The following is a 26512-nucleotide window of genomic DNA, read 5'->3' on the forward strand; positions in this document are numbered from 1 at the left end:
CATCCTGATGAAGAGGAGATCACTGGATCAATGCGCATTGCCATGATCGGAGGCGGATATGTCGGGCTGGTCTCCGCGGCCTGTTTTGCCGAATTCGGGGTTGAGGTCGCGGTCGTGGAATCCGATCCGGCCAAGCTGGCGGCTTTGCTGGACGGCCGGATGCCGATCTACGAGCCGGGACTGGACAAGCTGGTTGCCGACAATGTCGCCGCAGGCCGCCTGTCTTTCGGCAATGATCTGCCGGCGGCCGTCAAGGATGTGGAGGCTGTGTTCATCGCCGTCGGCACGCCGACCCGGCGCGGTGACGGCCATGCCGATCTGACCTATGTTTTCGCCGCCGCCGAACAGGTTGCAAAGGCACTGACCGCCCCCTGTGTCCTGGTGACCAAATCAACCGTCCCGGTCGGCACTGGCCGCAGGCTGGAAGCGCTGGTGCGCGAAATTCGTCCCGATCTGGAGATTGACGTTGCCTCCAACCCCGAATTCCTGCGTGAGGGGAACGCGATCGGCGACTTCATGCGCCCAGACCGCGTGGTGGTTGGCAGTTCCACCCCCCACGCCAGAGAAGTGCTGAGCCGTCTTTACCGCCCGCTGAACCTGATCGAGACTCCGATCCTGCATACCGGGCTGGAAACAGCAGAACTGACCAAATATGCCGCCAATGCGTTTCTGGCGATGAAGGTCACCTTCATCAACGAGATGGCCAATCTTTGCGAGGCAACGGGTGCGGATGTGCACGATGTTGCGAAAGGCATCGGTCTGGATGGCCGGATCGGCAGAAAATTCCTGCATCCCGGTCCGGGCTTTGGCGGATCCTGCTTCCCGAAGGATACTCTGGCCCTGGTGCGGATCGCCCATGATGCGGGTGCGCCGACAAGGCTGATCGAGACGGTGGTCGATATCAACAATGCCCGCAAGGCACAGATGGCAGAACGCATCATCACCGCCTGCGGAGGCAGCGTGAACGGCAAACGAATCGCCGTGCTGGGCCTGACATTCAAACCCGAAACCGACGATATGCGAGACAGCCCTTCCATTCCCATCCTGACCCTGCTGCATCAGGCGGGAGCCTCGATCATTGCCTATGATCCGGAAGGGATGGAGCAGGCCCGCCCCCTGTTGCCGGATGCCATTACGTATGTGAGCAGTGCCATCGAGGCGCTCTCCGGCGCCGATGCTCTGGTGGTCATCACCGAATGGAACGAATTCCGTGCTCTTTCTCCCGAAAAACTGCTTTCGGAGATGAATGGACGAGTGGTTGTTGATCTGCGTAATGTCTTCGACCCTGCCGCGATGCGAGAGGCCGGCTTCTCCTACTCCTCCATCGGGCGCCCAGAGCAAAGGCATCAAGACGCGTGACCACTGCGCCTGCTGTAGATGAGGCATGGAAATATCCCGATATTCCCAATCCTGACATTCTGGACCGGATTCCATTATCAGCCCGCATCGTGCTTGATGTGGGCTGCGGCAGTGGGGCGCTGGGGGCTGCCTACAAGCAGATCAATCCAGCCGCCCGGGTCTTCGGAATAGAGACCAACCAACAGGCCGCCCGCCTCGCCTCATCCCGGCTGGAGACGGTGATCAACAGCGATGTGGAAACCGCCATTTTTCCTGACGAGCTGCTTGGGCGCGTCGACTGCCTGATCTATGGCGATGTGCTGGAGCATCTTCAGGATCCCTGGGCGCTCCTGAAAAATCATGTGGAGACATTGCTGGCTCCAGGTGGTGTCGTCATCATCTGCATGCCCAATGTCGAGCATTGGAGCATCACCGCACGCCTTCTGACCGGGACGTTCGACTACAGCGATACCGGCCTGCTGGACCGCACGCATCTGCGTTTTTTCTCACAGGCCATGATGGAAAGCTGCATCCGTGCCGCAGGGTTGCAGCCCATCGACTGTCTGCCGCGTATTTTCGAGGCCGAGCAGGGACGACAGGTCATCAATGCCCTGAAACCGGTGCTTCAGACGATGCAGGTTGATCCGGACGCCTATGCGCGGCGCGCCCTGCCGATGCAATATGTCTGGCGTGCCCGTGCCGGGGGGCCTGCCACTGTTCAGGTCTATTCCACCATCCTGGCGCCGGTTGGCGGTGTCAGCGATGTCAGGGTGATCGAACCGATGCGTGCTCTGGCTGCCGAGCCGGGCATCCGGGCGGCGATCATCAAGGGTGGCGAACTGCCTCCGCCCGATCCGTCCTTGCCGAAAATCTGGATTTTCCATCGCCCTGCTCTGGCCGGAGAGGAAGGGCTGTCCGTGCTGCGGGGAATCCTCCGGCAAGGATTTCTGATCGTTACAGAGTTCGACGATCATCCGGATTACATCCCTGTTCTGCAACGCCCGGATATGTGGAATTTCCGTGGCGTGCACGCAATCCAGACCACCACCATGGGGTTGGCGGATGTGTTCCGTAAAGACAATCCGGAAGTCGCCATATTCCCCAATGGCATCCGCGCCCTGCCCGTGCCGCACAATCATGCAAAACGCCCGCAGATGAGGATGCTGTTCGCGGGGATCAATCGTGAAAACGACTGGCCCCCCTATATCGATGCCCTCAACACAGCGGCGCGGCTCTGCGGAGAGCGGCTGCATTTCGAGGTCGTGCGGGACCGGGGATTTTTCGATGCGCTGGACACGCCGCACAAATCCTTCTCAGATACGCTGGACTATGCGGCCTATCATCAGAAACTGTCGGATTGCGAGCTGTCCTTCATGCCTTTGCAGGACACGCCCTTCAACCGTGTCAAAAGCGACCTGAAATTCATCGAGGCCGCTTCTCATCGCGTCTGCGCCCTGGCCACCCCCGTGGCGTATGAGAACAGCATTCAGGACGGCAAGACCGGCATTCTGTTCCGCACCGGGGCCGAGCTTCAGGAAAAGCTCGTGACTCTGGTCAATAATCCTGACGCCGTTCTGCAGATCGCCACCACGGCCCGGCGGTATGTCGCCTCCGAACGGATGCTGGCCTATCAGATGGCGGCACGCGCCGCATGGTATCGCAGCCTGTGGGCGCGCAAGGATGTGCTCAATGCCGCCCTGCTGGAGCGTATGCCCGCATTACGGGAAGGATAACGCCTTCCCCAGTACCTCATCTTTTGCCGGTGAGGGGAAAGCGGCCTGGGGCACATGTCGATCCCGGTCGCCTGCCACGCGATGCAGGAAGCGGGAGGTCCGACGGAGCGATTCACGGCTTTCCGGTACGAAAGCCGCGAAAATCTGGAACGCATGCGGCACTTTCGGCCAGATACGCAGATCGACAGTGCCACCGGTGCTCCGCACGCGCTCCGTGAGCCTGAAGGCATCATCCAGCAGAACCTCGTCCGCCCCGACCTCGATCAGCAGCGGGGGAAGCCTGTCAAGCGCACCATAAAGCGGCGAGGCCAGCGGATGGTACGGGTCTGCCCCCTGAAGATAGAGCGCCGCCGCCCGAGACACATCACCATCCAGCATCACGTCCCGATGGGCGTTATATTTCAGGGACGCTCCGGTTGCCGCCAGATCTGTCCAGGGAGAAAACAGCGCCGCCGCCACCGGCAATGGCAGCCCGGCCTGTTTCGCCGCCAGCATCAGGGACAGCGCCAGACCGCCCCCCGCCGAATCTCCGGCAATGGCCAAACGGGCGGGCGGAATGCCAGAGTCCAGCAATGCCCGATACACCGCCAGCGCATCCTCTACCGCAGCCGGGAACGGATTTTCCGGAGCCAGACGATAGGCAGGCGCATAGACTTCAAACCCGGCCCGCGCGAAAAACGAGGTAATCGGGCGGTGTGTGGCCGGAGAGCAGCCCAGATAAGCGCCCCCGTGCAAATACAACAGGGTGGTCGGCAGAGCCTTGGTCACCCCTCCGACAGAGCGGGTACACAGATGCTCGGTATCCACCCCGCCCATGTCTTTCATGCTGATTTGCATGTCACCCGGCAGGCGGCGAATGGTCAGCGCAAAATCACGACGCAGTTCCCGCACATCCTGCACACGGGACAAACGGCGTTTCACCTTCCAGCGAAGGATTGGCAGCAGGGTACGAAGACGGAGACTCGACACGGCTTGTTTTGTCTCTCTCTCGTCTGTTTCGAAGCAAAGACGCTTCCGCTATCCAATCCACGCCCAAAAAGCCAGCTTTATGGAAGACCCGCATGTACAGTCTCCGTCATAGCAGCGATGATACAACTTCATCCCGCCCTGTCTGGTGGCCACTGACGGGACTGGCGACAATTATGACCATGCTGGCCATTCCCTTGCTCGATCGGGGCTGGTCGAGCTGGGCACATGCCATCCTGCCGCCATGGAAACCGGTTTTCATCTGGATGACACGCCCGGCCGAAATGGCGGCGCCCCTCGGTGCGCTCTATCTGTTGCTGGCGGCACTGGCGGCGGCATCCGGGCGCTGGCGGCCCGGCAGGATGGGATGGGCGCTGATCGCAGCCGCTCTGGCCGCGCTGGTGGCCGTGCCTGTGAAGGATGAACTCAAATACCTGTTCGGTCGTCCATGGCCGGAAACATGGATCGACAACAACCCGTCCTGGATTGGCAACGGTATCTTCGGTTTTTTCCCGCTGCATGGCGGGCGGGGCTGGGCCTCTTTCCCCTCCGGCCATACGACGATGATCACCGCCCCCATGGCGGCACTGCGCGACAGGCTTCCGGAACTGCGCGGCTTTTGGCTGCTGCCAGTCGCCTGTGTCGCAATCGGGTTGCTGGGGGCCGATTTTCACTTCATCAGTGATGTGACAGCGGGCATGCTCACCGGCATCACCTGTGGAGCGGGCCTGTCCACCATCATACGCTCTTCTGAACGATCCTGAGAAAGATCAGGACAGGCAGTTTTGCTTGCAGCGGGGCGTGTGGCCGCCCATCTTCCCGTCATGTCCCAGATCGCCGCCCATCCCATGCTGTTCATGCCGCAAAAACAGCCCGCGAAACCCGTCACAAAGGCGCTGGAAGTCGTCTCTGACTACAAGCCCGATGGTGATCAGCCAACCGCGATCAGGGAGCTGGTCAACGGACTCCGGCAAGGGGAGCGCAATCAGGTGCTGCTGGGCGTCACCGGCTCCGGCAAAACCTTCACCATGGCCAAGGTGATCGAGGAAATGCAGCGTCCAGCCCTGATTCTGGCGCCGAACAAGACTCTGGCAGCCCAGCTCTATGGGGAGATGAAGTCGTTCTTTCCCAATAACGCGGTCGAATATTTCGTCAGCTATTACGACTACTATCAGCCGGAAGCCTACGTTCCGCGCACCGACACCTATATTGAAAAAGACGCCCAGATCAACGAGCAGATCGACCGGATGCGTCACGCCGCCACCCAGGCCCTGCTGGAGCGGAACGATGTCATCATCGTCGCCTCCGTCTCCTGCATTTACGGTATCGGCTCGGTCGAGACCTACGCGAAAATGGTGGTACGGTTGCAGGTGGGCGGCCAGATCGACCGGGATGCGCTGGCCCGGGCGCTGGTTGATCTGCAATATCGCCGCAACGATGCCGCCTTCCAGCGCGGCACGTTCAGAATGCGTGGAGAGACGGTCGATATCTTCCCCGCCAGCCATGAGGACCGGGCCTGGCGCATCAGCCTGTTCGGTGACGAGATCGACGCGATCAGCGAATTCGATCCCCTGACCGGCAATGTAACTGCAAAACTGGAAGAGGCTGTCGTCTACGCCAACAGCCACTATGTCACACCTCGCCCCACGCTCAGCCAGGCGATCAAGGAAATCAAACAGGAGCTGCAACAGCGGCTGGCCGAATTCGACGCCGAAGGCAAGGTGCTGGAAGCCGAGCGCCTGCGTCAGCGCGTGACGTTCGACATCGAGATGATGGAGACCACTGGCTCCTGCAAGGGAATCGAGAATTACTCCCGCTATCTTTCCGGGCGCGCGCCGGGAGACCCGCCGCCGACCCTGTTTGAATATCTGCCGGACAACGCCATTCTGATCGTCGATGAAAGCCATGTCACCGTGCCGCAGATCGGCGGCATGGAGCGGGGCGACCATGCCCGGAAATCCATTCTGTCGGAGTTCGGTTTCCGCCTGCCCTCCTGCATTGATAACAGGCCGCTGAAATTCGATGAATGGGAGCGTTTCCGACCGGAAACCGTGTTCGTCAGCGCAACACCCGGACCGTGGGAAATGGAACAGACCGGCGGGGTGTTTGCCGAACAGGTGATCCGCCCGACCGGGCTGATCGATCCGATCACGGAGATCCGCCCGGTGGAACATCAGGTGGATGACCTGCTGGCGGAAATACGCCTCGTCACTGCCAAAGGAAATCGCGTGCTGGTCACCACGCTGACCAAGCGCATGGCAGAGGATCTGACCGAATATCTCACCGAGCACGGGGTGAAGGTCCGCTACCTCCACTCCGACGTGGACACGCTGGAACGGATCGAGATCATTCGCGATCTGCGCGTCGGCGTCTTCGATGTGCTGATCGGCATCAACCTGCTGCGGGAGGGGCTGGATATTCCGGAATGCTCACTGGTTGCCATTCTGGATGCGGATAAAGAAGGGTTCCTGCGCAGCCAGACCTCGCTGATCCAGACCATCGGCCGCGCCGCACGCAATGTGGAGGGGCGTGTGATCCTGTATGCAGATACCATGACGCGCTCCCTGACCTTCGCGGTGGAGGAAACCGCCCGCCGTCGGGAGCGGCAGAAAGCATGGAACGAAGCCCACGGCATCACCCCGACCACGGTGCGCAAGCAGATCGGCAAAATGCTGGAAAGCGTATTCGAACAGGATTACGTCACGGTCGCCCCGACCTCCGCCACCTCGGCCGCCGAGTTCGTGGGCAAGGATCTGCGCGCCTCCATCACCGAGCTGGAACGCAGGATGCGCGCCGCTGCCGCCGATCTTGAGTTCGAGGAAGCCGGACGCCTGCGCGACGAAATACGCCGTCTGGAAGCACTGGAAATGGGCCTGCCCCCTGTACCGGCCCCGGCTTCCTCCATGCGGGCCGGTGCGCAGAAAGATGGCGGACGGACCCGCAAGGACCGCACGCCGCAACCGCTTGGCCCCGGCGGCGGAGGTTATGACCCCTCCAAGGTCAGAGGTCGGCGACGGAGGGGATAAGACCAGCCCGCTGGCATACTGACATCGAACCGTGGCAGGAGCCGTCTGCCCGGTATGGCATGCTTGCACTGGTTGGGCCTTGCACTCACTGGGTGCCGGCCTCACAGGATTATCTCATCGTGGAACCATCGTCCCATGCTGCATTTACTGCCCCTGTCTGAAGCCATGCCGCGCACCGCCCTGGTCACCGGGGCCGGCCGCCGTATCGGGCGCGCCATTGCTCTGGCGCTGGGAGAGGCCAGGTTTTCAGTCGCCGTGCATTACGGAACCAGCCGCACCGAGGCCGAAGAGGTCGTCACCACCCTGCGCCAGAGCGGGCGGAATGCCGTCTCCCTGCAAGCTGATCTCGGGCGCGAACAGGATACCCATCGGCTGATGCAGGACGCGACTGATGCGCTGGGACCGATCGGCGTGCTGATCAACAACGCCGCCATTTTCGAATTCGATGCCTGGCATGACGCGACCCGCGACAGTTGGGATCGGCATATGGAGACCAATCTCCGCGCACCGCTGGTTCTGGCCCAGTCCTTTGCCCGTCTGCTGCCCGCAACGGCACAGGGGGCTGTGATCAATATGATCGATCAGCGCGTCTGGGCGCCGGGAGCGGGTTTCATCTCCTATACGGTGGCGAAAAGCGGCTTGTGGACCCTGACCCGCACGCTGGCTCTGGCTCTGGCGCCCCGCATCCGTGTGAATGCCATCGGCCCCGGTCCGGCAGCCCCCAGCAAACGGCAGACCCCGGACCAGTTCGCGGAACAATGCCGCAGCGTCCCGCTCGGCCATGGCACCAATCCCGATGAAATCGCCCGCGCCGTCCTGTTTCTGCTGGCCCTGCCCTCCGTGACCGGTCAGATGTTGGCACTGGATGGCGGGCAGCATCTGCAAGGGGCCGGGATTACGACTCTGGTTGAATAAGACCTTTTTTGCTGTCGCGATCTGAAAACCGGTCAAGCCATAAAATTGGCAGACTCACAGATTCTTATGCTTGACACTCTCTTCCCAAAGCGGGTTCCGGCCAGACTTGTCCACCTGCGGCGCAAGAGAATCATATTTTTCAGTATGATGACAGCGCCTGGGTTCTCCACAAAGAATAAAACTATATAATTCAATGACTTATACTGTTGCTTCGAATCTGTGCAATCGGCGTGTAACCCTTGTGTACTGCGGGTTTGACGCAAATGTGCGCAGCTTATTCCACAATGTTATCCACAGCTTTGGTGGATGAATTTTATCCTGTCTCTGATCCCCTTCCTGCCCCGACATCAGGGCGGTCAACCCTTGAGGAAGTACGGGGCAACCCCTAATCCATGACTATGCCCGATACTCCCGCCAGCCCGCCGAAAGAGGCTGAAAATCCCTCCCTGCCAATTGTCGAGGCACTCCCAGGCAAAGGGGTGACTGTCATTGAGGCAATGCTGAAACTGTTGCCGGACAGGCCGGGCGTATACCGGATGCTCGATGGACAAGGCGAAGCCCTGTATGTCGGCAAAGCGCGCAGCCTGAAAAAACGTGTGGCGAGCTACACCCAGATCCACCGCCTGCCCGAGCGGCTGCGTCGCATGGTGAGCGAGACGGTTTCCATGGAGATCGTCACCACCCATACCGAAGCCGAAGCCCTGCTGCTGGAAGCCAATCTGATCAAGCGGCTCAAGCCGCGCTTCAACATCGTGCTGCGGGATGACAAATCCTATCCATGGCTGATGCTGACCGAGGATCATGCCTTTCCTCAGATCATGAAACATCGCGGCGCACAGACAAGAAAAGCCGCCAGCTACTGGGGGCCGTTTGCCTCGGCCTGGGCCGTGAACCAGACCGTGACCGCCATGCAGCGTATTTTCCTGCTGCGCTCCTGCTCGGACAGTGTGTTCGCCAACCGCTCCCGCCCCTGCCTGCTGTTCCAGATCCGCCGCTGCTCTGCCCCCTGCGTGGACCGTATCAGTCAGGAGGATTATGCTGAGCTGGTCGATCAGGCACGGGCCTTCCTGTCCGGGCGCGGCACGGACATCCAACGTGATCTCGCCCGCCAGATGGAAGAAGCCGCCGAAGCCCTGGAATTCGAGCGCGCCGCCGCCATCCGCGACCGTATCCGTGGCCTGACCCATGTGCAGGGCACCGCCGTGGTCAATCCGGCCTCCATCGGCAATGCGGATGTCATCGCCGTCTGGCAGGATGCGGGGCAGAGCTGTGTGCAGGTTTTCTTCATCCGTGGCGGCCATAATAACGGCAACCGTGCCTTCTATCCTGCCCATACCAGTGCCGAGACAGCACAGGATGTATTGGGAGCCTTTATCGCCCAGTTCTATGACGACAAGCCCCCGCCGCCTTTACTGTTGCTCAATCATGCCATCGCAGAGGAAGGGCTGGTCTCGGAAGCCCTCAGCCTGAAAGCAGGACGCCGGGTGGAGCTGCATGTGCCGGTACGGGGAGAAAAACGCGCCGTGGTCGCCCATGCGGAGACCAATGCAAGAGAGGCACTGGAACGCAAACTGGCCGAAAGTGCTGGCCAGAACCGGCTTCTGGACGGCGTGGCAGAGCTGTTCGACCTGCCCACCCGCCCGAACCGGATCGAGATTTACGATAACAGCCATATCATGGGGACCAACCCGTACGGTGTCATGGTGGTGGCAGGGCCGGAAGGCTGGAATAAATCGGCCTACCGCAAATTTTCCATCCGTGGCCCGATCACGCCCGGCGACGATTTCGCCATGATGCGCGAAATGCTGGAGCGTCGTTTCAGCCGTGGCCTGAAGGAACGCGCCGAAGGACCAGAGGGGGAAGCCAACTGGCCCGATCTGGTGCTGATCGATGGCGGGGCTGGCCAGTTATCAGCCGTGCGCGGAATCCTGGACGAGATCGGTGTCACGGATGTGAAACTGGTCGCCATTGCCAAAGGCCCTGATCGCGATGCAGGCCGCGAATGGTTTCATACCGAAGGCAAGGCACCGTTCCAGCTGCCACCCCGTGATCCGGTGCTTTATTACCTCCAGCGTCTGCGTGACGAGGCGCATCGCTTCGCTATCACCACCCATCGGGCAGGGCGGTCAAAAACACTGGTCCGCAGTGAACTGGATGATATTGACGGCATCGGAGCCGCCCGCAAACGCGCCCTGCTTAATCATTTCGGTTCGGCACGCGGTGTCAAACAGGCCGGGCTCGCGGCGCTGGAAGCCACGCCGGGCATCTCGAAAGAAATCGCGATGCGCATCTACGCCCATTTCCATCCGGGTGCGCGCGCAGACTAAGCCTGCGCGGCCCTGAGTCTTTCAGTCCTCAATTTTCAACAGCATCGGACCAAGCGGACGCCCGGCAAACAGATGCACATGGAAATGTGGCACCTCCTGCCCGGCATCCTGACCACTATTGGCCAGCAGCCTGTATCCCGGCACTTCCAGCCCCATGTCACGCGCCAGCTTGCCAACCGTCAGGAAAAACGTCCCGACTTCCTCCGCGGAAGCGCGCTCCGTAAAATCCGCAAAAGAAATATACGGTTTTTTGGGAATAATCAGCACATGGGTAGGGGCCTGCGGATTGATGTCCAGAAAGGCCAGCGCATGATCATTCTCCATCACCTTGCGGCATGGGATTTCGCCTCGCAGAATAAGAGCAAAGATATTGTCAGGGTCATAAGCCCCGATGGCGCTGACCGGCATTGTCTTGTGCCTTTTCTGTTTCCAAATCTTCTGTCTGATGACCAGATCAGTATGATCAGGGAATTTTAGTCGTCTTCAACCCTGCAGTGCGCGGCAATATTTTGGCACGGGATGCTTTTTCGGCAATGCCGCTGATGCCTTCGCGCTTGGCAAGTTCCCGCCATACCTCGGCAGGCTCGACCCCGACCGCGACCCATAAAACCAGAAGGTGATACAGCACATCAGCGCTTTCACCGATCAGGGCTTCCTTGTCGCCGCTCACCGCCTCAATCAGACATTCGACGGCTTCCTCGCCGAATTTCTGCGCAACCTTGCCGATACCACGGGACAGCAGGCGTGCAGAATGGCTGACCGCAGGATCAGCATCCCGGCGCTGCATAACCACTTCCCAAAGCCGGTTCAGTACCTGCACCGCATTATCAGGATCAATATCAGTCAGAGGTGAAAGTATCCTGGCTTTGTTCTTTACGGCAGACGGAACAGACGTTTTCTTATTCGTCTTCGTGACTGTTTTTTTCTTAACGGTTTTGACCATCATGATCCCTCAGGCAGCCTGCATGGCAGGCCGGGTGAAACGAACGGGTTGTCCCGCTGCATGCAACGCATTTTTGACCTGTTCGATTGTGAACGTGCCAAAATGAAAAACTGATGCAGCGAGCAACCCTGTCGCCCCCGCTTCTGCACCCTCGACAAAATGCTGCAATGTGCCGATGCCACCAGAAGCGACCACCGGCACCGACACAGCCGCACAAACCCGGCGCAACAATTCGGTGTCGAAGCCCTGCCCCGTTCCATCCCGATCCATACTCGTCAGCAGGATCTCCCCGGCGCCCAGAGACGCCACCTGACGGCACCATTCTATGGCATCAAGCCCGGTTCCTGTACGACCACCATGGGTAAACACTTCCCAGCCTGATAACGTTTTCTTGACATCAACGGCCACCACGATGGCCTGGCTGCCGAATTTTTCAGCCCCTTCCCTGATCAACTCAGGACGCGCCACAGCGGCTGAATTCATGCTGCATTTATCAGCCCCCGCCAGCAGCAGGCGCCGCATATCCATCACGGTGCGGACCCCGCCGCCAACTGTAAGCGGCAGAAAGACCCGCTCGGCGGTGCGGGCAACCACATCGAGAATAGTATCACGATTGTCGGAGCTGGCCGTAATATCCAGAAAGGTCAACTCATCCGCACCAGCCGCATCATACAGGGCTGCCTGCTCGACCGGATCACCTGCGTCACGCAGGGATACGAAATTCACGCCTTTGACGACACGCCCGTCCTTGACGTCCAGACAGGGAATCACACGAAGCTTCAACACGGCGCAATCCGTTCACCGGCGACCGGCACAATTAAAGATCAGGACTGGCCTGCGCCAGCCACCAAAAGTGGCGGGGTTTTGCAGCTAAAAGCCGGGGAAATGCAAGAACTTCGTGCGCCGTTTTCACACCTTGGTTTGTTAACGCAAAGAGACGGCCTGCAAGGCTGCTGCCGGGTCTACCCGACCATCGTATAAAGCACGCCCAAGTATGACACCTGTAATTGTTCCTGCGTCATAAACATCAACAATATGCGACAGATCCCCGACACCACCACTGGCAATCACCGGGATCGTCGTGGCACGCGCCAAAGCAAGCGTCTGTTCGACATTCGGGCCCGTCAGCATGCCATCACGGCCAATATCGGTGTAGATGATCGCGGCCACACCTGCATCCTCGAACCGTGCAGCCAGTTCAACGGCCGCCACCGAGGATGTTTCAGCCCAGCCTTCAGTGGCCACAAACCCGTCACGCGCATCAATCCCGACCGCGATCCGCCCTGGAAAAGCCCGGCAAGCATCCTTGACCAGTTGTGGCGTTTTGACGGCAGCACTGCCGAGAATGACACGGGAAATACCCGCCTCTATCCATCGCTCCACGGCCGCCATGTCACGAATGCCACCACCCAGCTGAACAGGGACGGAAACAGCGCCGAGAATGGCGGTAATCGCCTCGGCATTTTCCGAACGGCCGGCAAAGGCGCCGTTCAGATCAACCACATGCAGCCAGGCAAACCCTGCATCCTGCCATTGCCGGGCGCGGGCGGCAGGATCGTTGCCATAGATGGTTGCGTCCTCCATTTCACCACGACGAAGGCGAACGCACTGGCCATCTTTCAGGTCAATGGCAGGGTAAAGTGTGAAACGCATGTTCTTCCGGTCCGTGTCACGCCGTCATGATGCGGCTGTCAGCCTGCAACAGCTTGTAATAGTAATATCCGCGCAGGGTCTGCCCCCGCGCACGGGCATAGACCGGGTGGGTGCCCCAGCAAATATAGCCCATGGATTCGTAAAGCTTTTTTGCTGCTTCCTGATCTTCCCGCAAATCGAGATTCAGCACCTGAAATCCAAGCGCCCGCGCACAATCCTCGACCCGTTCCGTCAACGTACGGGCCAGACCGAAACCACGGGCGAAGGGAGCCACGAAACTATGCGCCAGCATCGCTCCGAATGCTCTGGCTTCCTCGTTCTTGGCGGGGCGGATAAACTGTGCGGCACCCACCACCGCACCACCCTGACGGGCAATGAACAATTCCCGCTCCGGCACCAGCAGAACGCCACGAAAATATCGCTCCAGTGCCTGATGCCCCGGCGGCATGATCCAGCCGGAGCCGCCACCGTCCAGAATGGCGGCATGCGCGGCTTCACACAGGCTGGCCATATCGTCATCGCTCAGCGTCTCGACGCGCTCGACATCCTGCGCAGGCTGCTCGCCATGACGATCATCCGGCGGTTGGGAGCCCGTCATGAACCGCTTACTCCATCAGGATTCCAGAGCATGAAATTCTGCAGGATACGCAAACCGACTTCCTGACTTTTCTCCACATGAAACTGGGTTCCGGCACGGTTGCCGGAGGCAACCATCGCAACCACCGGACCACCATACTCCGTGGTGGCGAGGATCTGGGTATGATCTCCATCACGCAATGCATATCCATGCACGAAATAGGCATGATCATCCGGCTGCAATCCATTCAGCAGCGGATGCACACAGCCGGCAGAAGTAAAATCCAATCCATTCCAGCCCATCTGCGGCAGACGCAGACCTGGGCAGCTTATCGGTGCGATCTCGCCCTTGATCCAGCCAAAGCCCGGCGCGCCTTCATGCTCCAGACCTCGTTCGGCCATCAATTGCATGCCGACACAGATGCCCAGAAAAGGCTTGCCCGCTGCAACGCCCTCCTCGATCGCGCCACGCATACCCTCGATTGCGGCAATGCCACGCGCGCAATCGGCGAAAGCACCCTGTCCCGGCAGTACAATCCGGTCGGCAGTACGGACATCCAGCGGATCGGCGGAGGCAATGACCTTTGCATCCAGCCCGGCGCGCCCGGCCGCAATCTCCAGCCCACGACGTGCAGAGGCCAGATTGCCGGTACCGGAATCGATCACCACCACTTTCATACCGTCTGCTCCCACAGGGCCGGATGAGCGGCCTGCTGTTTTTCCTCCATCCGGTGCATCCGGGCCAGCGCCATACTGAGCGCGGTATCAGCATCGGCGGCCGCCACGACACCTGCCAGCCTGTATCCTGACAGTGTCAGTGACCAGCGCCGCAGATCCTGAGCAAACAATCCCTGTGCCACCATCAGCCCGGCACAGATCGGTCCCTGCCAAAGCGGAGGCAGAAAAGCGACCAGCAGTATCCAGCCGGCCAGCAGGATCATTGCCGGCAGTACCGCCTGCCGCATCCCCAGCCAGAGCGGCCCAAGCAAGGTCGCCGGAATGCTGAACTGCTCCGGAATGACCCGTGGCAATCCGCTGCCCTTTGTCGCCGGATCGGGAAGATGAACGGTCCAGATCGTCATTGCAGCACAGGCTCTACAGGGCGCCCTTGGTGGAAGGAATGGCATCCCCGACGCGGGGATCGCGCTCCACTGCCATGCGCAGCGCCCGGGCCACCGCCTTGAAACACGCCTCCGCCACATGATGCGTATTGGTGCCGGCCTTGAGCGTCACATGCAGCGTCATCAGCGCATTGCCCCCGAAAGCGCGGAAAAATTCCTCGAACAGCTCGGTATCCATCGTGCCGACCTTGGGCTGAAGGAACGGAACCGACCATGCCACATGCGCCCGACCGGACAGGTCGATCGCGGCCTCGGCCAGTGCCTCATCCATCGGCACGATGGCATGGCCGAAGCGGCGAATGCCTTTTTTATCGCCCAGCGCCTGTCGCAACGCCTGCCCCAGCACGATCCCGACATCCTCGGTCATGTGGTGATCATCAATATGCAGATCGCCTGTGGCGCGGATCGTCAGATCCAGCAGCGCATGGCGTGCCAGAGCGGTCAGCATATGATCCAGAAACCCGATACCGGTGGCGATATCGGTCTGTCCGGTTCCATCCAGGTCGATGCTCAACCGGATGGATGTTTCCGACGTCGTACGGTCGATGGTGGCTTGGCGCGTCATGGCGGAGTGCTAGCGCCTCCTGTTCCGAAACACCAGCTTTGAGACATCAATCCGTTGATCCGGCCTTGCCGCCATGCGGTCGAAGCGCCATGTGAGGCGATCATGAGCATCTCCCCCTATCCCGCCGCATCATCCCATGATCCTGTGGGCTGGCACGGCACCACCATTCTCTGCATCCGTCGCGGAAACACTGTTACCATGGCCGGGGACGGACAGGTCAGCCTCGGCCAAACGGTCGTGAAGGGCAATGCCCGCAAGGTCCGGCGCATCGGCGCGGGCGGTCAGGTTCTGGCGGGCTTCGCCGGCGCGACCGCCGATGCCTTCACCCTGCTGGAGCGACTGGAAGCCAAGCTGGAACGCTTTCCCAACCAGCTGGAACGCGCCTGCGTGGAGCTGGCGAAAGACTGGCGCACCGACCGCTATCTGCGTCGGCTGGAAGCGATGATGGCGGTGGCCGATCAAAGCCGCAGCTTCACCCTGACCGGCAATGGCGACGTGCTGGAACCGGAAGACGGTATCATCGCCATCGGCTCCGGCGGGAATTACGCGCTGTCGGCGGCCCGCGCCCTGATGACGGTGGATGGGCTGGAAGCAGAGGAAATCGCCCGCCGCGCCATGCGCATCGCCGCCGATATCTGTGTCTACACCAATGGTAACGTCATCGTCGAAACCCTCCGTGGCGAGGCGGAATAACGCATCATGGACATCCCTACCTATTCACCCCGCGAAATCGTCTCCGAACTGGATCGCTTCATCGTCGGCCAGACCGATGCCAAGCGGGCCGTGGCCATCGCCCTGCGCAACCGCTGGCGCAGGCAGCAACTGCCGGAAGCGATGCGGGAAGAAGTCGTCCCCAAGAATATTCTGATGATCGGCCCCACCGGCTGCGGCAAGACCGAAATCGCCCGCCGTCTGGCCAAACTGGCGCAGGCCCCGTTCCTGAAGGTCGAGGCCACAAAATTTACCGAAGTCGGTTATGTCGGCCGTGACGTCGAAAGCATCGTGCGCGATCTGGTCGAGGCCTCGCTGACCATGCTGCGCGACACCAGCCGCCGGAACGTGCAGGCCCAGGCGGAGCTGGCCGCCGAAGAACGTCTGCTCACCGCGCTGGTCGGTGAAGGGGCTGGGGCCGATACACGCTCCCATTTCCGCCGCATGCTGCGCAATGGGGAGCTGGAAGACAAGGAAATCGAAATCTCGGTCTCTTCCGCCCCCTCAGCACCGCCATCGGTCGATATTCCCGGCGTCCCGCCCGGTCAGGCGATCAATCTGACCGAGATGATGAAGGGCATGTTCGGCAATCGCCAGCAGCAGAAGAAACTCACCGTCGCCGCCGCACGGCAACTGCTTCAACGGGAGGAAGCCGACCGGCTGCTGGATAATGAGAAGCTCGGGCGCGATGCGGTGGAGCATGCCGAAAACAACGGCATCGTCTTCATCGATGAGATCGACAAGGTTTGCGCCCGCAGCACCGAAGGCGGCATGCGCGGTGGCGATATCTCCCGCGAGGGCGTACAGCGTGATCTGCTGCCGATCATCGAAGGCACCACCGTGAATACCAAATATGGTCCGGTGAAGACCGACCATATCCTGTTCATCGCCTCCGGCGCGTTCCATCTGGCCAAGCCGTCCGATCTGCTGCCGGAGCTTCAGGGCCGACTGCCGATTCGGGTGGAGCTGCAACCCCTGTCACGCGCCGATATGCGCCGGATTCTGGTGGAACCCGAACATTCCCTGCTGAAACAGTATCAGGCTCTGCTGGGGACCGAGCAGGTCGATCTGGACATCACCGACGATGCGATCGACGCGCTGGCCGATCTCGCGGCGGAGATCAATGACCGGGTCGAAAATATTGGCGCCCGCCGCCTGCATACGGTGCTGGAGAAACTGCTGGAAGATATCAGCTTCACCGCCCCCGATCGTGCGGGGGAACTGGTCACCGTCGACGCGGCGCTGGTCAGGGACCGCGTGGCCCCGCTGGCGGGCAAGGCCGATCTCAGCCGCTTCATTCTGTGACCGGCCTGTGATTTCGTTGCGACCTGCCTGCTTGACGGCGCGGCGGGCAGGTCGCACATCGCAGCCATGACAGACGATCCGTTCTACCATCCGCCCGAAGACAGCGCAGAGGCCGCCATCGAGGCCATCGCGGACGAGTTGTCCGTGTTCGATGAGGATTGGGATCGGTACCAGTTCATCATCGATATGGGCAAAACCCTGCCGCCTTTTCCTGCTGACTGGATGAATGACGCGCACAAGGTGCCGGGATGTCAGAGTCAGGTCTGGATGGAGGCACAGGTCGAGAATGGTGCGCTGTATCTGGCCGGCAAATCCGATGCCCAGATCGTCGGCGGGCTGATTGCGCTGCTGCTGCGGGTCTATTCCGGCCGAACACCTGCGGAAATTCTTGCCACCGATCCGGTCTGGCTTAAAACTCTTGGCCTGACCGGATCGCTCTCCATCAACCGGGGTAGCGGGCTGGAAGCGATGGCGCGAAAAATTCATGAACTGGCGGCTTCGGTGCGGACACAGTCCCGCGCCTGATCCGATATCAAAGGTGCGGCGGATGAGCCTGCAGAACCTTGCCGCAAACCATGATGTTTTTCTGATCGACCAGTTTGGCACGGTCCATGACGGCACCCATCCCTATCCGGGAGCACTGGATGCGCTGTACCAGCTGCGCGCCATGGGCAAACAGGTGGCGCTGCTGTCCAACTCCGGTCGCCGCGCCGGACCGAACGCGGAACGGCTGGCCAAAATCGGTGTACCGGACGACGCCTATGATCTGAACATCTCCTCCGGCGAGGTTGCGTGGCATATGCTGGCCGCGGGGATTCTGCCGGAAACCTCCGGCGCGTCACGCTGCCTGCTGATCTCCCGCGATCATGATTGCTCCATGCTGGAAGGCAATGGGCTGACGATGACCAGCGACCCGCAGGAATGCGATCTGGTCATCATCGGCGGCAGCGAGGGGGAGAAAGTGCCGCTGGCCGATTATCGCACCCTGCTTGCCCCCGCCGCCTCGCGGCGTGTGCCCGCTTTATGCGTCAATCCTGATCTGGTGATGCTGACACCGCGCGGACAGGCTTTCGGGGCCGGGCGCATCGCCGAGATGTATATCGAGTTGGGCGGGCTGGTCCGCTGGATCGGGAAACCTTTTCCCTCGATCTATGATTACACCCTGCGTCTGCTGGGCGATCCGCCACGGGAACGGGTGGTGGCCATCGGGGACAGCGTCAGACACGACATCAAGGGCGCCCGCGCCGCTGGATGCCATGCCGTCCTGGTGCTGACCGGGATTGCCGGTCCGGCCGTGCTGGATGATGAACTCCATCCCGATATGATCCTGCCGGGGCTAAGATGGGATGCCCGCGCCGTACGGGAGCATTGATCCTGATACCGGACAGCGTATCAGCCATTCTTTCGCCATGAATCCGCCATCTGAAAGGCCAACTGGGATGCCCCATTGGAGCACAGAGAGAAAGAGGACAGAGCAAGGAAATCCTCCTACCCTCATGACTTGAACAGCGGCACGGTCACGATCACGGTCTTGCATTGACCGCCCGGCAACCGGAGTCCTCGATAAAACAGGGATGGCGACGTCATCATGCAATCAGAACGAGTGTCCTGGCCTGCGGAAGCCTCTCACGGGGCCGGTACCCACCAGTTATTCCTGCGTGAGGAGGAATTGCGGCTGGCTCAGGATCTGCTGTTCTTCGCCTATCGCGACTTCACTGCTTCCGCCGATGCTGCGCTGGAGGAGCTGGGCTTCGGTCGCGCCCATCATCGCGCCCTGCATTTCATTGCCCGCAATCCCGGCCTGACAGTCAGCGATTTGCTGTCGATCCTGCGGATTACCAAACAGAGTCTGGCCCGTGTGCTGGGTAGTCTGGTGGATCGTGGCTATGTCATGCAGTCCCCCGGCCATGAAGATCGTCGTCAACGCCTGCTGCGTCTGACCGAAAGCGGGGAGGCGCTGGAACGCCGTCTGTTCGAAGGTCAGAAAGCCATTCTGACCGCCGCCTATCGCGAGTCCGGTGGCCATGCGGTGGAGGGTTTTCGCCGCGTGCTCTACAGCCTCGCCGGGAACGATGCCCGCGCCTGCATTGATCAGGCGGACCCGGCGTTCCGGAATCGGAGGAAAATCTGATGGCGCTATCGGATCAGGGCGGCGGAGAAGCCACCATGATCCTGGTGGTCGATGATGATGACCGCCTGCGCCGCCTGCTGTCCCGCTTTCTGGCCGAGCGCGGATTTCGTGTCACCACGGCTGAAAATGCCGCTGTAGCGCGGCAGACCATGGGCTTTCTTCAGCCCGATCTGATGGTGCTGGACGTGATGATGGCAGGAGAAGACGGTCTGAGCCTCACCGAAAGTCTGCGTCGGGACGGGCAGGACGTGCCCGTGATCCTGCTGACGGCACGCGGCGGCCCAGAAGACCGGATTGCCGGGCTGGAAGCCGGGGCGGATGATTATCTGGCCAAACCGTTCGAACCTGATGAGCTGGTGGCACGCATCCGTGCAGTGCTGCGGCGCACCTCCATTCCGGCAACACCGCCCGCACCGACCGGGCCGGTCAAGCTGGGGCAGATCATCTTCGACCCCGATCGCAGCGAATTGCGGGGACCGGATGGAACAACCCGTCTGACCGGCGGCGAAACCGCCCTGCTGGCCGCCCTCGCCGGACGGGCCAATGAAGTTCTTTCCAGGGAAGAGCTGGCAGCGGTACTGAGCATGGACGAGGCCAGTGAGCGCGCCATTGACGTGCAGGTTACCCGCCTGCGCCGCAAGATCGAGACCGATCCAAGGGAACCCCGCTACCTGCACACGGTGCGAGGACGTGGCTATGTGCTAAAACCGGGTCCATGAGCGGCCCGCAGGATCACATCTCTGACCCGGCCCTGCCGGAAGCGCAGGACACATCGCACCGCTTCCAGCTGGTTGGTCGGATGCAACGCGCCGGGCTGCGCCGGGTCATTAAAAAATTTCTGCCTCGCTCCCTGCTGGGTCGCTCCCTGCTGATCATCCTGCTGCCGCTGGTACTGGTGCAGGCTATCTCGCTCAAGATTTTCTACGGCAGCCATCTGGATGTCATCTCCCGCCGCCTGTCATCCTCGGTAGCCGGAGAAATCGCCTACACGATCGACCTGCTGCGCCGCTTTCCAGACACGGCCGATCAGGACTGGATCCTGCGCCATGCATGGGGGCAGTTCGCGATCATGGCCACCATTCGGCCTGGAGCCACCCTCAGCCCCCGGGAACCCCACAATATTCTTGGCCCGATGGATGACGATCTCCGGGCCGCACTGGAAGAAATGGTCAAGCTGCCCTTCACCATGGACTGGATTTCCGACACCCAATCCGTCCTGATCCATGTGCAATTGCCGCAGGGTGTGCTGGATGTGAAGGCACCCCGCAAACGGCTTTATACGGCGACTATCTATCTGTTTCTGTTCTGGACCGTGGGCTCCGCCCTGCTGTTGTTCGCCGTCGCCGCCCTGTTCATGCGCAATCAGGTCCGGGCCATCCGACGTCTGGCCGGGGCAGCGGAAGCCTTCGGCATGGGACGGGATCGCGGACCGATCAAACCGGAGGGTGCTATCGAGGTCCGCCGTGCCGCCACCGCCTTCAACCGCATGCAGGAACGTATCCGCCGCTTCATCACGCAACGCACAGAGATGCTGGCCGGTGTTTCCCACGATCTGCGCACGCCGCTGACCCGCCTGCGTCTGGCCGTGGCCATGTTGCCCACTGTACCTCCGGAAGAACTACCGGAGGAAAGCCGGGCCATGATCGCCGATCTGGAAGATATGGAGCGGATGATCAAAGCCTATCTGGCGTTTGCACGCGGTGAAGGAACCGAGCAGACCCAGCCCTCTGACCTCGTCCGGCTGGTGCAGGGGGTCGTAAACGGCGCCCGCCGCGCCGGAGCCGATATCACGCTTTCAGCCCCGCCGGAGCTGATGCTGCCGTTGCGCCCGGATGCATGCCGCCGCGCCGTGGCCAATCTGGTTGATAATGCCTGCCGTCATGGGAAACGGGTGGTAGTGAGCATCAACGCATGGTCCCGGGCCGTACATGTCACGGTGGATGATGATGGGCCGGGACTGGCCCAGGAGTGGCGGGAAGCCGCTTTCAGGCCGTTCCAGTCCGGCTCCGCAGGCGGGACCGGGCTTGGTCTGGCGATCAGCCGCGACATCATCCGCAGTCATGGCGGGGACATCACGCTGGAAGACAGCCCGCTGGGCGGCCTGCGCGCACGGATCATGCTGCCCGTGTGATACCGTCCTCAAGGGCCGCCATCACCGGCTTCGGCCAGCGCCGGTGCAGCCATAGCCATTGCTCCGGCACCACCCGTATCCAGTGTTCCAGAACCTGATTCATGGCGAAAGTCAGCGTCGCAATATCCTCGACCCGCTGACCGGTCTCCGGCAGGGGCAAAGGCGGCTCCACAATCAGGCGGAACCGCGCCGGACCGATACGCCGCATATAACCGGGGATCACCGGACAGTTAAATTTCAGCGCCAGAGCCGCCGCCGCCGGGGCGGTCATCGCCGGATAGCCGAACAGCGACGATTCGATACCATCATTCATCTTCTGATCGATCAGCATCCCCAGACAACCACCGGCCCGCAGATGCGCAACACTTTGCCGCGCCCCCGCCGCCCCCTTTGGAAACAGCGGAATCTCCGCCCCGATGGCGCGACGACGCAAGGAAAGCAGGATTTCGTCCACCACCGGATTGGCGGGCGCACGATAGATGCTCGACATGAACATCCCGAACGTCGCCACGGCAGGCGGCAGCACTTCCCAGTTGCCGATATGGCCGGAGACGAAAATACAGGCTCCTCCCCGCGCCGCCTGCGCACGCAGAATGTCCTCGCCCTCGATTTCCCAGCCCGGTCCGGACTGCGTACGCTTCAGCGACGGCAGATGTGGATATTCGGCTACTGTACGGCCCAGATTATCCCATACCCCGGCAATAATCCGCCGTCTGGCTGCTGCATCCAGTTCCGGCATGGCCAGACGCAGATTCCTGTCCGCGACACGGCTGACCGGCAGATATGGCCCGATCCTGCGCGCCACAGCACCCCCGAGATCAGAAGCCCGCTCGGCGCCCAATCCCTTCAGCAATGCCAGTACCAGACGCAGCGCCTGGCCCTGCATCGCGTGCCAGACCTTCATCGGCAAAAGCTCATGCCAGCATGGGGGCAGAGTCGTGCGGCTGTCGAAGAGCAGCCGCAGAGGTGCGGTCATGCCGGGTCGGCAGTGTATCCAGCAGACGATCCAGCGCCTGTTCGTCCTCCCAGGCGATGCGGACGCCCGATACGGTGACCCGCTTCTGCCAGTCAGAACTCAACCGGACAGCATCTTTCGGTGTCGTGACCAGAATGACCCCCATTGCAGCCGCATCCTGCGCGAGAAGAGTCAGGTCACGCTCGGTAAAGACGTGATGATCCGGGAAACCACGCAGTTCGACGACCTCCACCCCGGCCCGCGTCAGAGTGTCGGCGAATTTGGCCGGACGGCCGATTCCGGCAAAAGCCAGCACCCGGCGACCCGTCAGAGCTTCCGTCCCGGTGGCCGTCAGGCGCGCTCGCAGAATCTGCAAACCGGCAGGCAACTGACGCGCTGCGCCGGTCACGTCATCCCCCACGATCACCGCCGCCCGACAGCGTGCCGCAGCGGCCGCAACCGGCTCCCGCAGCGGACCGGCCGGCAGGACGCGCCCGTTACCAAACCCGACAGCGCCATCGATAATCAGCAGGGACAGATCGCGGGCAAGACCGGGATTCTGCAACCCGTCATCCATCACCAGCACCGAGGCTCCGGCGGCAATCGCCTCCCGTGCCGCAGCAGCGCGATCCGGAGCGACCCAGCAAGGGGCAGCCGCCGCCAACAACAATGCCTCATCGCCGACCTGAAACACAGTATCGCCGGGCTGAACCTGCACTACACCCTTCACACGCCCCCGATACCCGCGTGTCAGGGCATGCGGTGTGAAACCGCGCTTTGTCAGCCTTGCAATCAGATCCAGCGCAATCGTGGTCTTGCCTGCCCCGCCAACCGTGGCATTACCGCAGCACACCACCGGCACCGGAGCCCGCCAGCCCGGTCGCGCCACGCGATGCGCCGTGAAAGCCGCCGTCAGGGCTGAAGCCGGGGCCAGCAACCTGGCGGTTGGGCCATTGCGGAGCCAGAATCCGGGGGTGCGTATCATTTCGTCATCTCCGACACCATAACAGCCAAACGCCGTGGCAGATCATCCCATCCCTGCACCGCCGCGCAAGCCCGCTGCCCACGCGCGGCAGCTTCATCAGGATCAGTCACCATATGCCGGACGAAATCAGTCAATCCGGCTTCATGATCAACCCGTATCAACCCACCCACCGCCTCCAGAGCCTCCACAGCATCGGCGAAATTCTCCATATGCGGCCCAGCCGCACAGGGACAGGCAAGCCGCGCGGCTTCCAACGGATTTTGCCCGCCATGCGGGATAAGGCTGCCACCGATAAAGGCGCAGTCAGCCACGCGATAAAACAGCCCCAGCTCCCCGATCGTATCCGCGACATAAATCCCGGATTGGCCAGCAGGCGGAAGCATCTGTTGCAGCGATCTGCGTGGAGAACCGGGGGCAATCATGGCACCCCGCTCCGGATGGCGCGGCACGATCACGGTCAGCAGAGGGACAACAGACTCCCCGGCAAGACGGGCATGCACAGCCAGAACGGTTTGGTCCTCTCCCGGATGCGTGCTGGCGGCGAGAAAAACCGCACGGCCCCCAATCTGCTCCTGCAGAAGCCGCAAGGCAGCGGGATCGGCAGGCAAAGGAAGGGCCGCAAATTTCAGATCGCCTGCCGCTTGCACCTTCATGCCGCCCAGCGCCTGAAACCGGGCGGCATCCTCCTCCGAACGGGCCATGATGAATTGCATTCCGGCCAGCATCTCCCGTACCAGACCGGGTGAGCGGCGCCAGCTTCGGGCACTGCGCGCCGATAAACGGCCATTCAGCAGGGCGTGAGGTATCCCCCGGCTCCGGCACGCCGCCAGCAGATTGGGCCAGAGTTCGCTTTCCACGAACACCGCGGCATCGGGCTTCCACCCGTCCAGAAAACGCGCCGCCCAGAGCGGCACATCCAGCGGCACGAAACGATGCGTGACCGCTGCCGCCAGCCCCATGTCAGCAAGCCTCGTTTCCATCAGCGTGGCAGAGGTGACCGTTCCGGTCGTCAACAACACATGGAGTGCGGGATCAAGACGATGCAAAGCAGCCAGTAATGGCAGCACTGAAACGCTTTCCCCGATACTTGCCGCATGCAGCCAGAGCAGACGTCCCTCTGGACGGGCAGCCCCCAACCCGCGACGTTCCGGCAGACGGGCAACCTGTTCCTTGCCCTTCCGCGCCCGTCTGGCCAGATGCCGGTTCAGCAGCGGGACCGCCACACTGGCCGCACCTGCGTACAGCCATCCGGCCAAAGAGCGCATCACCGCTTCGCCGCGCGTGCCGGCGGCCCCGTCATCACATCCGGAGCCAGACCGCACAGCCGGTTCGCCTGATCCGAGGCGCGGTTCAACGTTTCCTCCAACAGGGTGGTGGCATCGCGCATGTCATCCCGCTCTACCAGGATCGGCGCAGCAACCACCACGGCACCGCGCCCGAACGGCATCGGCACCACCATCCGGTCCCAGCTTTTCAGCACCAGACGACGGCTGATCTGCGCGGCAACCGGCAGCAGGGGGCGGCCACTCATCGCCGCAATCGCCGTGGCACCGGGCGCCGCCTGCCGCCGCGGGCCGCGCGGGCCATCCGGCGTGATGATGATCCGTCCGCCCTGATCCAGAATGCGCAGCGTATCCCGCAACACCGTGACGCCGCCCCGGCTGGACGACCCGTTGAGCGTTTTCGCCCCCAGCAGGCGCATCAAGGTCGCGACCAGACGCCCATCCCGATGCTGGCTGATAATCACATGGCACGGCTCCGGATTAACCTTGCGGAACCTCAGCCAGACCTTCGGCATCAGGGCCAGTTGCTCATGCCAGAAAGCGCAGATCAGGGAGTCTCCGCCCAGAAAAGCCGCCACATGCTCCTCTCCCTCCCACTGCCAGCGCGTCGTCGTCAGAGCGAAATACAGCCATGCCCGGAGCAACCAGGCACCGGCACTCTGTATTCCGGGATGACGGGAAAGGCGTTTGAGCATGGCTCGCGCCGGTAGCACGCACACAGTCAAAGCGAAAGGCGCAACCTATCTTTCCTCCACAGCGTGGGGGCGACCGGTTTTCTGCTGCAACCCCCAGACCGGGCGAAGATTGCTGACGAAAACGCGGGCACATTGCGCCCAGCTGAACTGCTCCGCGAACCGGCGGCATTGCGCCCGATCGGCATTCAACGCCTGCATGGCCGCCCGGCCCAGTGCCTGCGGGGTCAGATCCTCCGCCAGCACACCGACCTCTCCGGCATTGCGCAGCAGATCACCGGGGCCGGTCACGGGAAAAGCCGCGACTGGCGTGCCTGAGGCCAGCGCCTCCAGCGTCACCAACCCGAACGTATCGGTCAGAGAGGGGAAAACCATGACATCAGCCCCGGCAAAGCACGCCGCCAGCGCCGCGCCATGACGTGCACCCATATAATGCGCAGAGGGCCATTGCCGCTTCAGCAGGGCGGCATGCGGGCCTTCCCCGACCACAACCTTGCTGCCCGGCAGATCAGCGCTCAGGAAAGCTTCAATATTTTTCTCGACCGCCACACGCCCGACATACAGAAAAACCGGGCGCGGCAGATTCGCGAAAACATCCTCCGCATCAGCGCCGGGATGGAAAATGTCGAGATCGACCCCGCGTGACCATGGCAGCAGCCGATTGAACCCGCGTTCGGCAAGCTCCCGGCGCAGGCTTTCCGTCGCCACCATCATCCCTTCTCCGGCGGCGTGAAAACGTCTGAGCCATCGGTAGAAAGGCGCAGCCGGCAGACCGGTGCGGGCCTTGATATAATCTGGAAACCGGGTGTGGAAGGCGGTGGTGAAAGGGAAGCCATTCCGCCGCGCCCACCGTGCAGCGGCCAGTCCCAGCGGTCCCTCGGTCGCAATATGCAGCGCATCCGGACCAAACGCCGCGATCATCCGCCGGAGGCCGGCCGAAGGGAACAGGGACAACCTGATCTCCGGATAGGTCGGGCATGCAATGGTGCGGAACCGATCCGGGCCGATCACTTCGGCCACATGGCCCTGCTCTCGCAGTTCGCGCTCCAGCATGGTCAAGGTACGCACGACACCGTTCACCTGCGGCTGCCAGGCATCAGAGATAATCAGGATGCGCAAACCTGCCCCCGTTGGAGGCCATACGCGATCGGAATCA

General features: G+C 61.7%; 27 protein-coding genes. 13 read left to right on the plus strand and 14 right to left on the minus strand.

Annotated features, from left to right (window positions below):
- The first annotated feature begins 30 nt into the window (after nucleotides 1-30).
- A complete protein-coding gene (locus tag GbCGDNIH8_RS11480) occupies nucleotides 31-1359 on the plus strand; it encodes a UDP-glucose dehydrogenase family protein (RefSeq protein ID WP_172822989.1) in 1329 nt (442 codons plus the stop codon).
- Complete coding sequence (locus GbCGDNIH8_RS11485; RefSeq protein WP_072573287.1) at nucleotides 1356-3071, plus strand: methyltransferase domain-containing protein; 1716 nt, start codon at nucleotides 1356-1358, stop codon at nucleotides 3069-3071. The genes GbCGDNIH8_RS11480 and GbCGDNIH8_RS11485 overlap by 4 nt, the downstream gene beginning before the upstream one ends.
- Here GbCGDNIH8_RS11485 and GbCGDNIH8_RS11490 read toward each other — a convergent pair.
- Entirely contained in the window at nucleotides 3057-4040 is a 984-nt protein-coding gene (locus GbCGDNIH8_RS11490; protein ID WP_072573288.1) for an alpha/beta hydrolase, read from the minus strand. The genes GbCGDNIH8_RS11485 and GbCGDNIH8_RS11490 overlap by 15 nt on opposite strands.
- 92 nt (nucleotides 4041-4132) lie before the next feature.
- On the opposite strand from GbCGDNIH8_RS11490, the gene GbCGDNIH8_RS11495 reads away from it, so the two are divergent.
- The 4 genes from GbCGDNIH8_RS11495 to uvrC all read left to right on the plus strand — a co-directional run bounded on the left by GbCGDNIH8_RS11495 (nucleotide 4133) and on the right by uvrC (nucleotide 10305).
- Nucleotides 4133-4801, plus strand: coding sequence for a phosphatase PAP2 family protein (locus tag GbCGDNIH8_RS11495; RefSeq protein ID WP_072573289.1), 669 nt, complete (start codon nucleotides 4133-4135; stop codon nucleotides 4799-4801).
- Between the two features lie 60 nt (nucleotides 4802-4861).
- A complete protein-coding gene (gene uvrB / locus GbCGDNIH8_RS11500; RefSeq protein WP_072573851.1) occupies nucleotides 4862-7063 on the plus strand; it encodes an excinuclease ABC subunit UvrB in 2202 nt (733 codons plus the stop codon).
- 135 nt (nucleotides 7064-7198) lie between these two features.
- Entirely contained in the window at nucleotides 7199-7978 is a 780-nt protein-coding gene (locus GbCGDNIH8_RS11505) for an SDR family oxidoreductase (protein WP_072573290.1), read from the plus strand.
- A gap of 392 nt (nucleotides 7979-8370) precedes the next feature.
- The gene (gene uvrC / locus GbCGDNIH8_RS11510; protein WP_172822953.1) at nucleotides 8371-10305 is read left to right on the plus strand and encodes an excinuclease ABC subunit UvrC; all 1935 of its coding nucleotides are present in this window, start codon (nucleotides 8371-8373) and stop codon (nucleotides 10303-10305) included.
- Nucleotides 10306-10326: 21 nt separating this feature from the next.
- Here uvrC and GbCGDNIH8_RS11515 read toward each other — a convergent pair whose 3' ends face one another.
- From GbCGDNIH8_RS11515 to hisB, 8 genes are all read right to left on the minus strand, one after another.
- Entirely contained in the window at nucleotides 10327-10713 is a 387-nt protein-coding gene (locus tag GbCGDNIH8_RS11515) for a histidine triad nucleotide-binding protein (RefSeq protein ID WP_072573291.1), read from the minus strand.
- 55 nt (nucleotides 10714-10768) lie between these two features.
- Nucleotides 10769-11251: a phosphoribosyl-ATP diphosphatase gene (locus tag GbCGDNIH8_RS11520; RefSeq protein WP_072573292.1), complete on the minus strand. Its 483-nt coding sequence runs from the start codon at nucleotides 11249-11251 to the stop codon at nucleotides 10769-10771.
- Between the two features lie 6 nt (nucleotides 11252-11257).
- A complete protein-coding gene (hisF, locus tag GbCGDNIH8_RS11525) occupies nucleotides 11258-12034 on the minus strand; it encodes an imidazole glycerol phosphate synthase subunit HisF (protein ID WP_072573293.1) in 777 nt (258 codons plus the stop codon).
- A gap of 138 nt (nucleotides 12035-12172) precedes the next feature.
- Nucleotides 12173-12901, minus strand: coding sequence for a 1-(5-phosphoribosyl)-5-[(5-phosphoribosylamino)methylideneamino]imidazole-4-carboxamide isomerase (hisA, locus tag GbCGDNIH8_RS11530; protein WP_072573294.1), 729 nt, complete (start codon nucleotides 12899-12901; stop codon nucleotides 12173-12175).
- Between the two features lie 16 nt (nucleotides 12902-12917).
- The gene (locus tag GbCGDNIH8_RS11535; protein WP_072573295.1) at nucleotides 12918-13499 is read right to left on the minus strand and encodes a GNAT family N-acetyltransferase; all 582 of its coding nucleotides are present in this window, start codon (nucleotides 13497-13499) and stop codon (nucleotides 12918-12920) included.
- On the minus strand, nucleotides 13496-14155 hold the full coding sequence (hisH, locus tag GbCGDNIH8_RS11540) for an imidazole glycerol phosphate synthase subunit HisH (RefSeq protein ID WP_072573296.1): 660 nt from the start codon (nucleotides 14153-14155) through the stop codon (nucleotides 13496-13498). The genes GbCGDNIH8_RS11535 and hisH overlap by 4 nt, the downstream gene beginning before the upstream one ends.
- Nucleotides 14152-14559: a hypothetical protein gene (locus GbCGDNIH8_RS11545; RefSeq protein WP_072573297.1), complete on the minus strand. Its 408-nt coding sequence runs from the start codon at nucleotides 14557-14559 to the stop codon at nucleotides 14152-14154. Before GbCGDNIH8_RS11545 ends, hisH begins: the two co-directional genes overlap by 4 nt.
- Nucleotides 14560-14572: 13 nt before the next feature.
- Nucleotides 14573-15163, minus strand: coding sequence for an imidazoleglycerol-phosphate dehydratase HisB (gene hisB, locus GbCGDNIH8_RS11550; protein ID WP_072573298.1), 591 nt, complete (start codon nucleotides 15161-15163; stop codon nucleotides 14573-14575).
- A gap of 102 nt (nucleotides 15164-15265) precedes the next feature.
- Here hisB and hslV point away from each other — a divergent pair, with 102 nt between their 5' ends.
- The 7 genes from hslV to GbCGDNIH8_RS11585 all read left to right on the plus strand — a co-directional run bounded on the left by hslV (nucleotide 15266) and on the right by GbCGDNIH8_RS11585 (nucleotide 21441).
- Nucleotides 15266-15856 (plus strand): ATP-dependent protease subunit HslV, encoded by a 591-nt coding sequence (gene hslV / locus GbCGDNIH8_RS11555; protein WP_072573299.1) that lies wholly within the window; start codon nucleotides 15266-15268, stop codon nucleotides 15854-15856.
- Nucleotides 15857-15862: 6 nt separating this feature from the next.
- Complete coding sequence (gene hslU, locus GbCGDNIH8_RS11560; RefSeq protein WP_072573300.1) at nucleotides 15863-17179, plus strand: ATP-dependent protease ATPase subunit HslU; 1317 nt, start codon at nucleotides 15863-15865, stop codon at nucleotides 17177-17179.
- Between the two features lie 66 nt (nucleotides 17180-17245).
- Nucleotides 17246-17704, plus strand: coding sequence for a SufE family protein (locus GbCGDNIH8_RS11565; RefSeq protein ID WP_072573301.1), 459 nt, complete (start codon nucleotides 17246-17248; stop codon nucleotides 17702-17704).
- A 22-nt stretch (nucleotides 17705-17726) separates the two neighbouring features.
- Nucleotides 17727-18551 carry a TIGR01459 family HAD-type hydrolase gene (locus tag GbCGDNIH8_RS11570; protein ID WP_072573302.1) on the plus strand — a complete coding sequence of 275 codons (825 nt, stop codon included), beginning with the start codon at nucleotides 17727-17729 and terminating at the stop codon, nucleotides 18549-18551.
- A gap of 216 nt (nucleotides 18552-18767) precedes the next feature.
- On the plus strand, nucleotides 18768-19310 hold the full coding sequence (locus GbCGDNIH8_RS11575; protein ID WP_072573303.1) for a MarR family winged helix-turn-helix transcriptional regulator: 543 nt from the start codon (nucleotides 18768-18770) through the stop codon (nucleotides 19308-19310).
- Entirely contained in the window at nucleotides 19310-20029 is a 720-nt protein-coding gene (locus tag GbCGDNIH8_RS11580; protein ID WP_072573304.1) for a response regulator, read from the plus strand. Before GbCGDNIH8_RS11575 ends, GbCGDNIH8_RS11580 begins: the two co-directional genes overlap by 1 nt.
- Nucleotides 20026-21441, plus strand: a complete 1416-nt coding sequence (locus GbCGDNIH8_RS11585; protein ID WP_253736038.1) for an ATP-binding protein — start codon at nucleotides 20026-20028, stop codon at nucleotides 21439-21441. The genes GbCGDNIH8_RS11580 and GbCGDNIH8_RS11585 overlap by 4 nt, the downstream gene beginning before the upstream one ends.
- Here the strand turns inward: GbCGDNIH8_RS11585 and GbCGDNIH8_RS11590 are convergent.
- Genes GbCGDNIH8_RS11590 through GbCGDNIH8_RS11610 form a run of 5 tightly spaced genes read right to left on the minus strand, consistent with a single transcriptional unit; the run spans nucleotide 21425 to nucleotide 26475 of the window.
- Nucleotides 21425-22345 (minus strand): lysophospholipid acyltransferase family protein, encoded by a 921-nt coding sequence (locus GbCGDNIH8_RS11590; RefSeq protein ID WP_072573305.1) that lies wholly within the window; start codon nucleotides 22343-22345, stop codon nucleotides 21425-21427. The genes GbCGDNIH8_RS11585 and GbCGDNIH8_RS11590 overlap by 17 nt on opposite strands.
- A 10-nt stretch (nucleotides 22346-22355) precedes the next feature.
- A complete protein-coding gene (gene lpxK, locus GbCGDNIH8_RS11595; RefSeq protein ID WP_408874711.1) occupies nucleotides 22356-23378 on the minus strand; it encodes a tetraacyldisaccharide 4'-kinase in 1023 nt (340 codons plus the stop codon).
- Nucleotides 23378-24646 (minus strand): 3-deoxy-D-manno-octulosonic acid transferase, encoded by a 1269-nt coding sequence (locus tag GbCGDNIH8_RS11600; RefSeq protein ID WP_072573854.1) that lies wholly within the window; start codon nucleotides 24644-24646, stop codon nucleotides 23378-23380. Before GbCGDNIH8_RS11600 ends, lpxK begins: the two co-directional genes overlap by 1 nt.
- Nucleotides 24646-25359: a lysophospholipid acyltransferase family protein gene (locus tag GbCGDNIH8_RS11605; protein ID WP_072573307.1), complete on the minus strand. Its 714-nt coding sequence runs from the start codon at nucleotides 25357-25359 to the stop codon at nucleotides 24646-24648. The genes GbCGDNIH8_RS11600 and GbCGDNIH8_RS11605 overlap by 1 nt, the downstream gene beginning before the upstream one ends.
- Before the next feature lie 45 nt (nucleotides 25360-25404).
- The gene (locus GbCGDNIH8_RS11610) at nucleotides 25405-26475 is read right to left on the minus strand and encodes a glycosyltransferase family 4 protein (protein WP_081369001.1); all 1071 of its coding nucleotides are present in this window, start codon (nucleotides 26473-26475) and stop codon (nucleotides 25405-25407) included.
- Between the last annotated feature and the right edge of the window lie 37 nt (nucleotides 26476-26512).

The organism is Granulibacter bethesdensis (assembly GCF_001889545.1).
Lineage (GTDB): Bacteria > Pseudomonadota > Alphaproteobacteria > Acetobacterales > Acetobacteraceae > Granulibacter > Granulibacter bethesdensis_B.

Coding starts and splice junctions, on each gene's coding strand:
- uvrB (WP_072573851.1), top strand. CDS start 4,862: ATGTCCCAGATCGCCGCCCATCCCATGCTGTTCATGCCGCAAAAACAG.
- GbCGDNIH8_RS11545 (WP_072573297.1), bottom strand. CDS start 14,559: ATGACGATCTGGACCGTTCATCTTCCCGATCCGGCGACAAAGGGCAGC.
- GbCGDNIH8_RS11575 (WP_072573303.1), top strand. CDS start 18,768: ATGCAATCAGAACGAGTGTCCTGGCCTGCGGAAGCCTCTCACGGGGCC.
- GbCGDNIH8_RS11480 (WP_172822989.1), top strand. CDS start 31: ATGCGCATTGCCATGATCGGAGGCGGATATGTCGGGCTGGTCTCCGCG.
- GbCGDNIH8_RS11605 (WP_072573307.1), bottom strand. CDS start 25,359: ATGCTCAAACGCCTTTCCCGTCATCCCGGAATACAGAGTGCCGGTGCC.
- GbCGDNIH8_RS11515 (WP_072573291.1), bottom strand. CDS start 10,713: ATGCCGGTCAGCGCCATCGGGGCTTATGACCCTGACAATATCTTTGCT.
- hisA (WP_072573294.1), bottom strand. CDS start 12,901: ATGCGTTTCACACTTTACCCTGCCATTGACCTGAAAGATGGCCAGTGC.
- GbCGDNIH8_RS11600 (WP_072573854.1), bottom strand. CDS start 24,646: ATGCGCTCTTTGGCCGGATGGCTGTACGCAGGTGCGGCCAGTGTGGCG.
- GbCGDNIH8_RS11565 (WP_072573301.1), top strand. CDS start 17,246: ATGACAGACGATCCGTTCTACCATCCGCCCGAAGACAGCGCAGAGGCC.
- GbCGDNIH8_RS11580 (WP_072573304.1), top strand. CDS start 19,310: ATGGCGCTATCGGATCAGGGCGGCGGAGAAGCCACCATGATCCTGGTG.
- hslV (WP_072573299.1), top strand. CDS start 15,266: ATGAGCATCTCCCCCTATCCCGCCGCATCATCCCATGATCCTGTGGGC.
- GbCGDNIH8_RS11590 (WP_072573305.1), bottom strand. CDS start 22,345: ATGAAGGTCTGGCACGCGATGCAGGGCCAGGCGCTGCGTCTGGTACTG.
- GbCGDNIH8_RS11585 (WP_253736038.1), top strand. CDS start 20,026: ATGAGCGGCCCGCAGGATCACATCTCTGACCCGGCCCTGCCGGAAGCG.
- GbCGDNIH8_RS11505 (WP_072573290.1), top strand. CDS start 7,199: ATGCTGCATTTACTGCCCCTGTCTGAAGCCATGCCGCGCACCGCCCTG.
- uvrC (WP_172822953.1), top strand. CDS start 8,371: ATGACTATGCCCGATACTCCCGCCAGCCCGCCGAAAGAGGCTGAAAAT.
- GbCGDNIH8_RS11520 (WP_072573292.1), bottom strand. CDS start 11,251: ATGATGGTCAAAACCGTTAAGAAAAAAACAGTCACGAAGACGAATAAG.
- GbCGDNIH8_RS11495 (WP_072573289.1), top strand. CDS start 4,133: ATGTACAGTCTCCGTCATAGCAGCGATGATACAACTTCATCCCGCCCT.
- GbCGDNIH8_RS11570 (WP_072573302.1), top strand. CDS start 17,727: ATGAGCCTGCAGAACCTTGCCGCAAACCATGATGTTTTTCTGATCGAC.
- hisB (WP_072573298.1), bottom strand. CDS start 15,163: ATGACGCGCCAAGCCACCATCGACCGTACGACGTCGGAAACATCCATC.
- hslU (WP_072573300.1), top strand. CDS start 15,863: ATGGACATCCCTACCTATTCACCCCGCGAAATCGTCTCCGAACTGGAT.
- GbCGDNIH8_RS11535 (WP_072573295.1), bottom strand. CDS start 13,499: ATGACGGGCTCCCAACCGCCGGATGATCGTCATGGCGAGCAGCCTGCG.
- hisH (WP_072573296.1), bottom strand. CDS start 14,155: ATGAAAGTGGTGGTGATCGATTCCGGTACCGGCAATCTGGCCTCTGCA.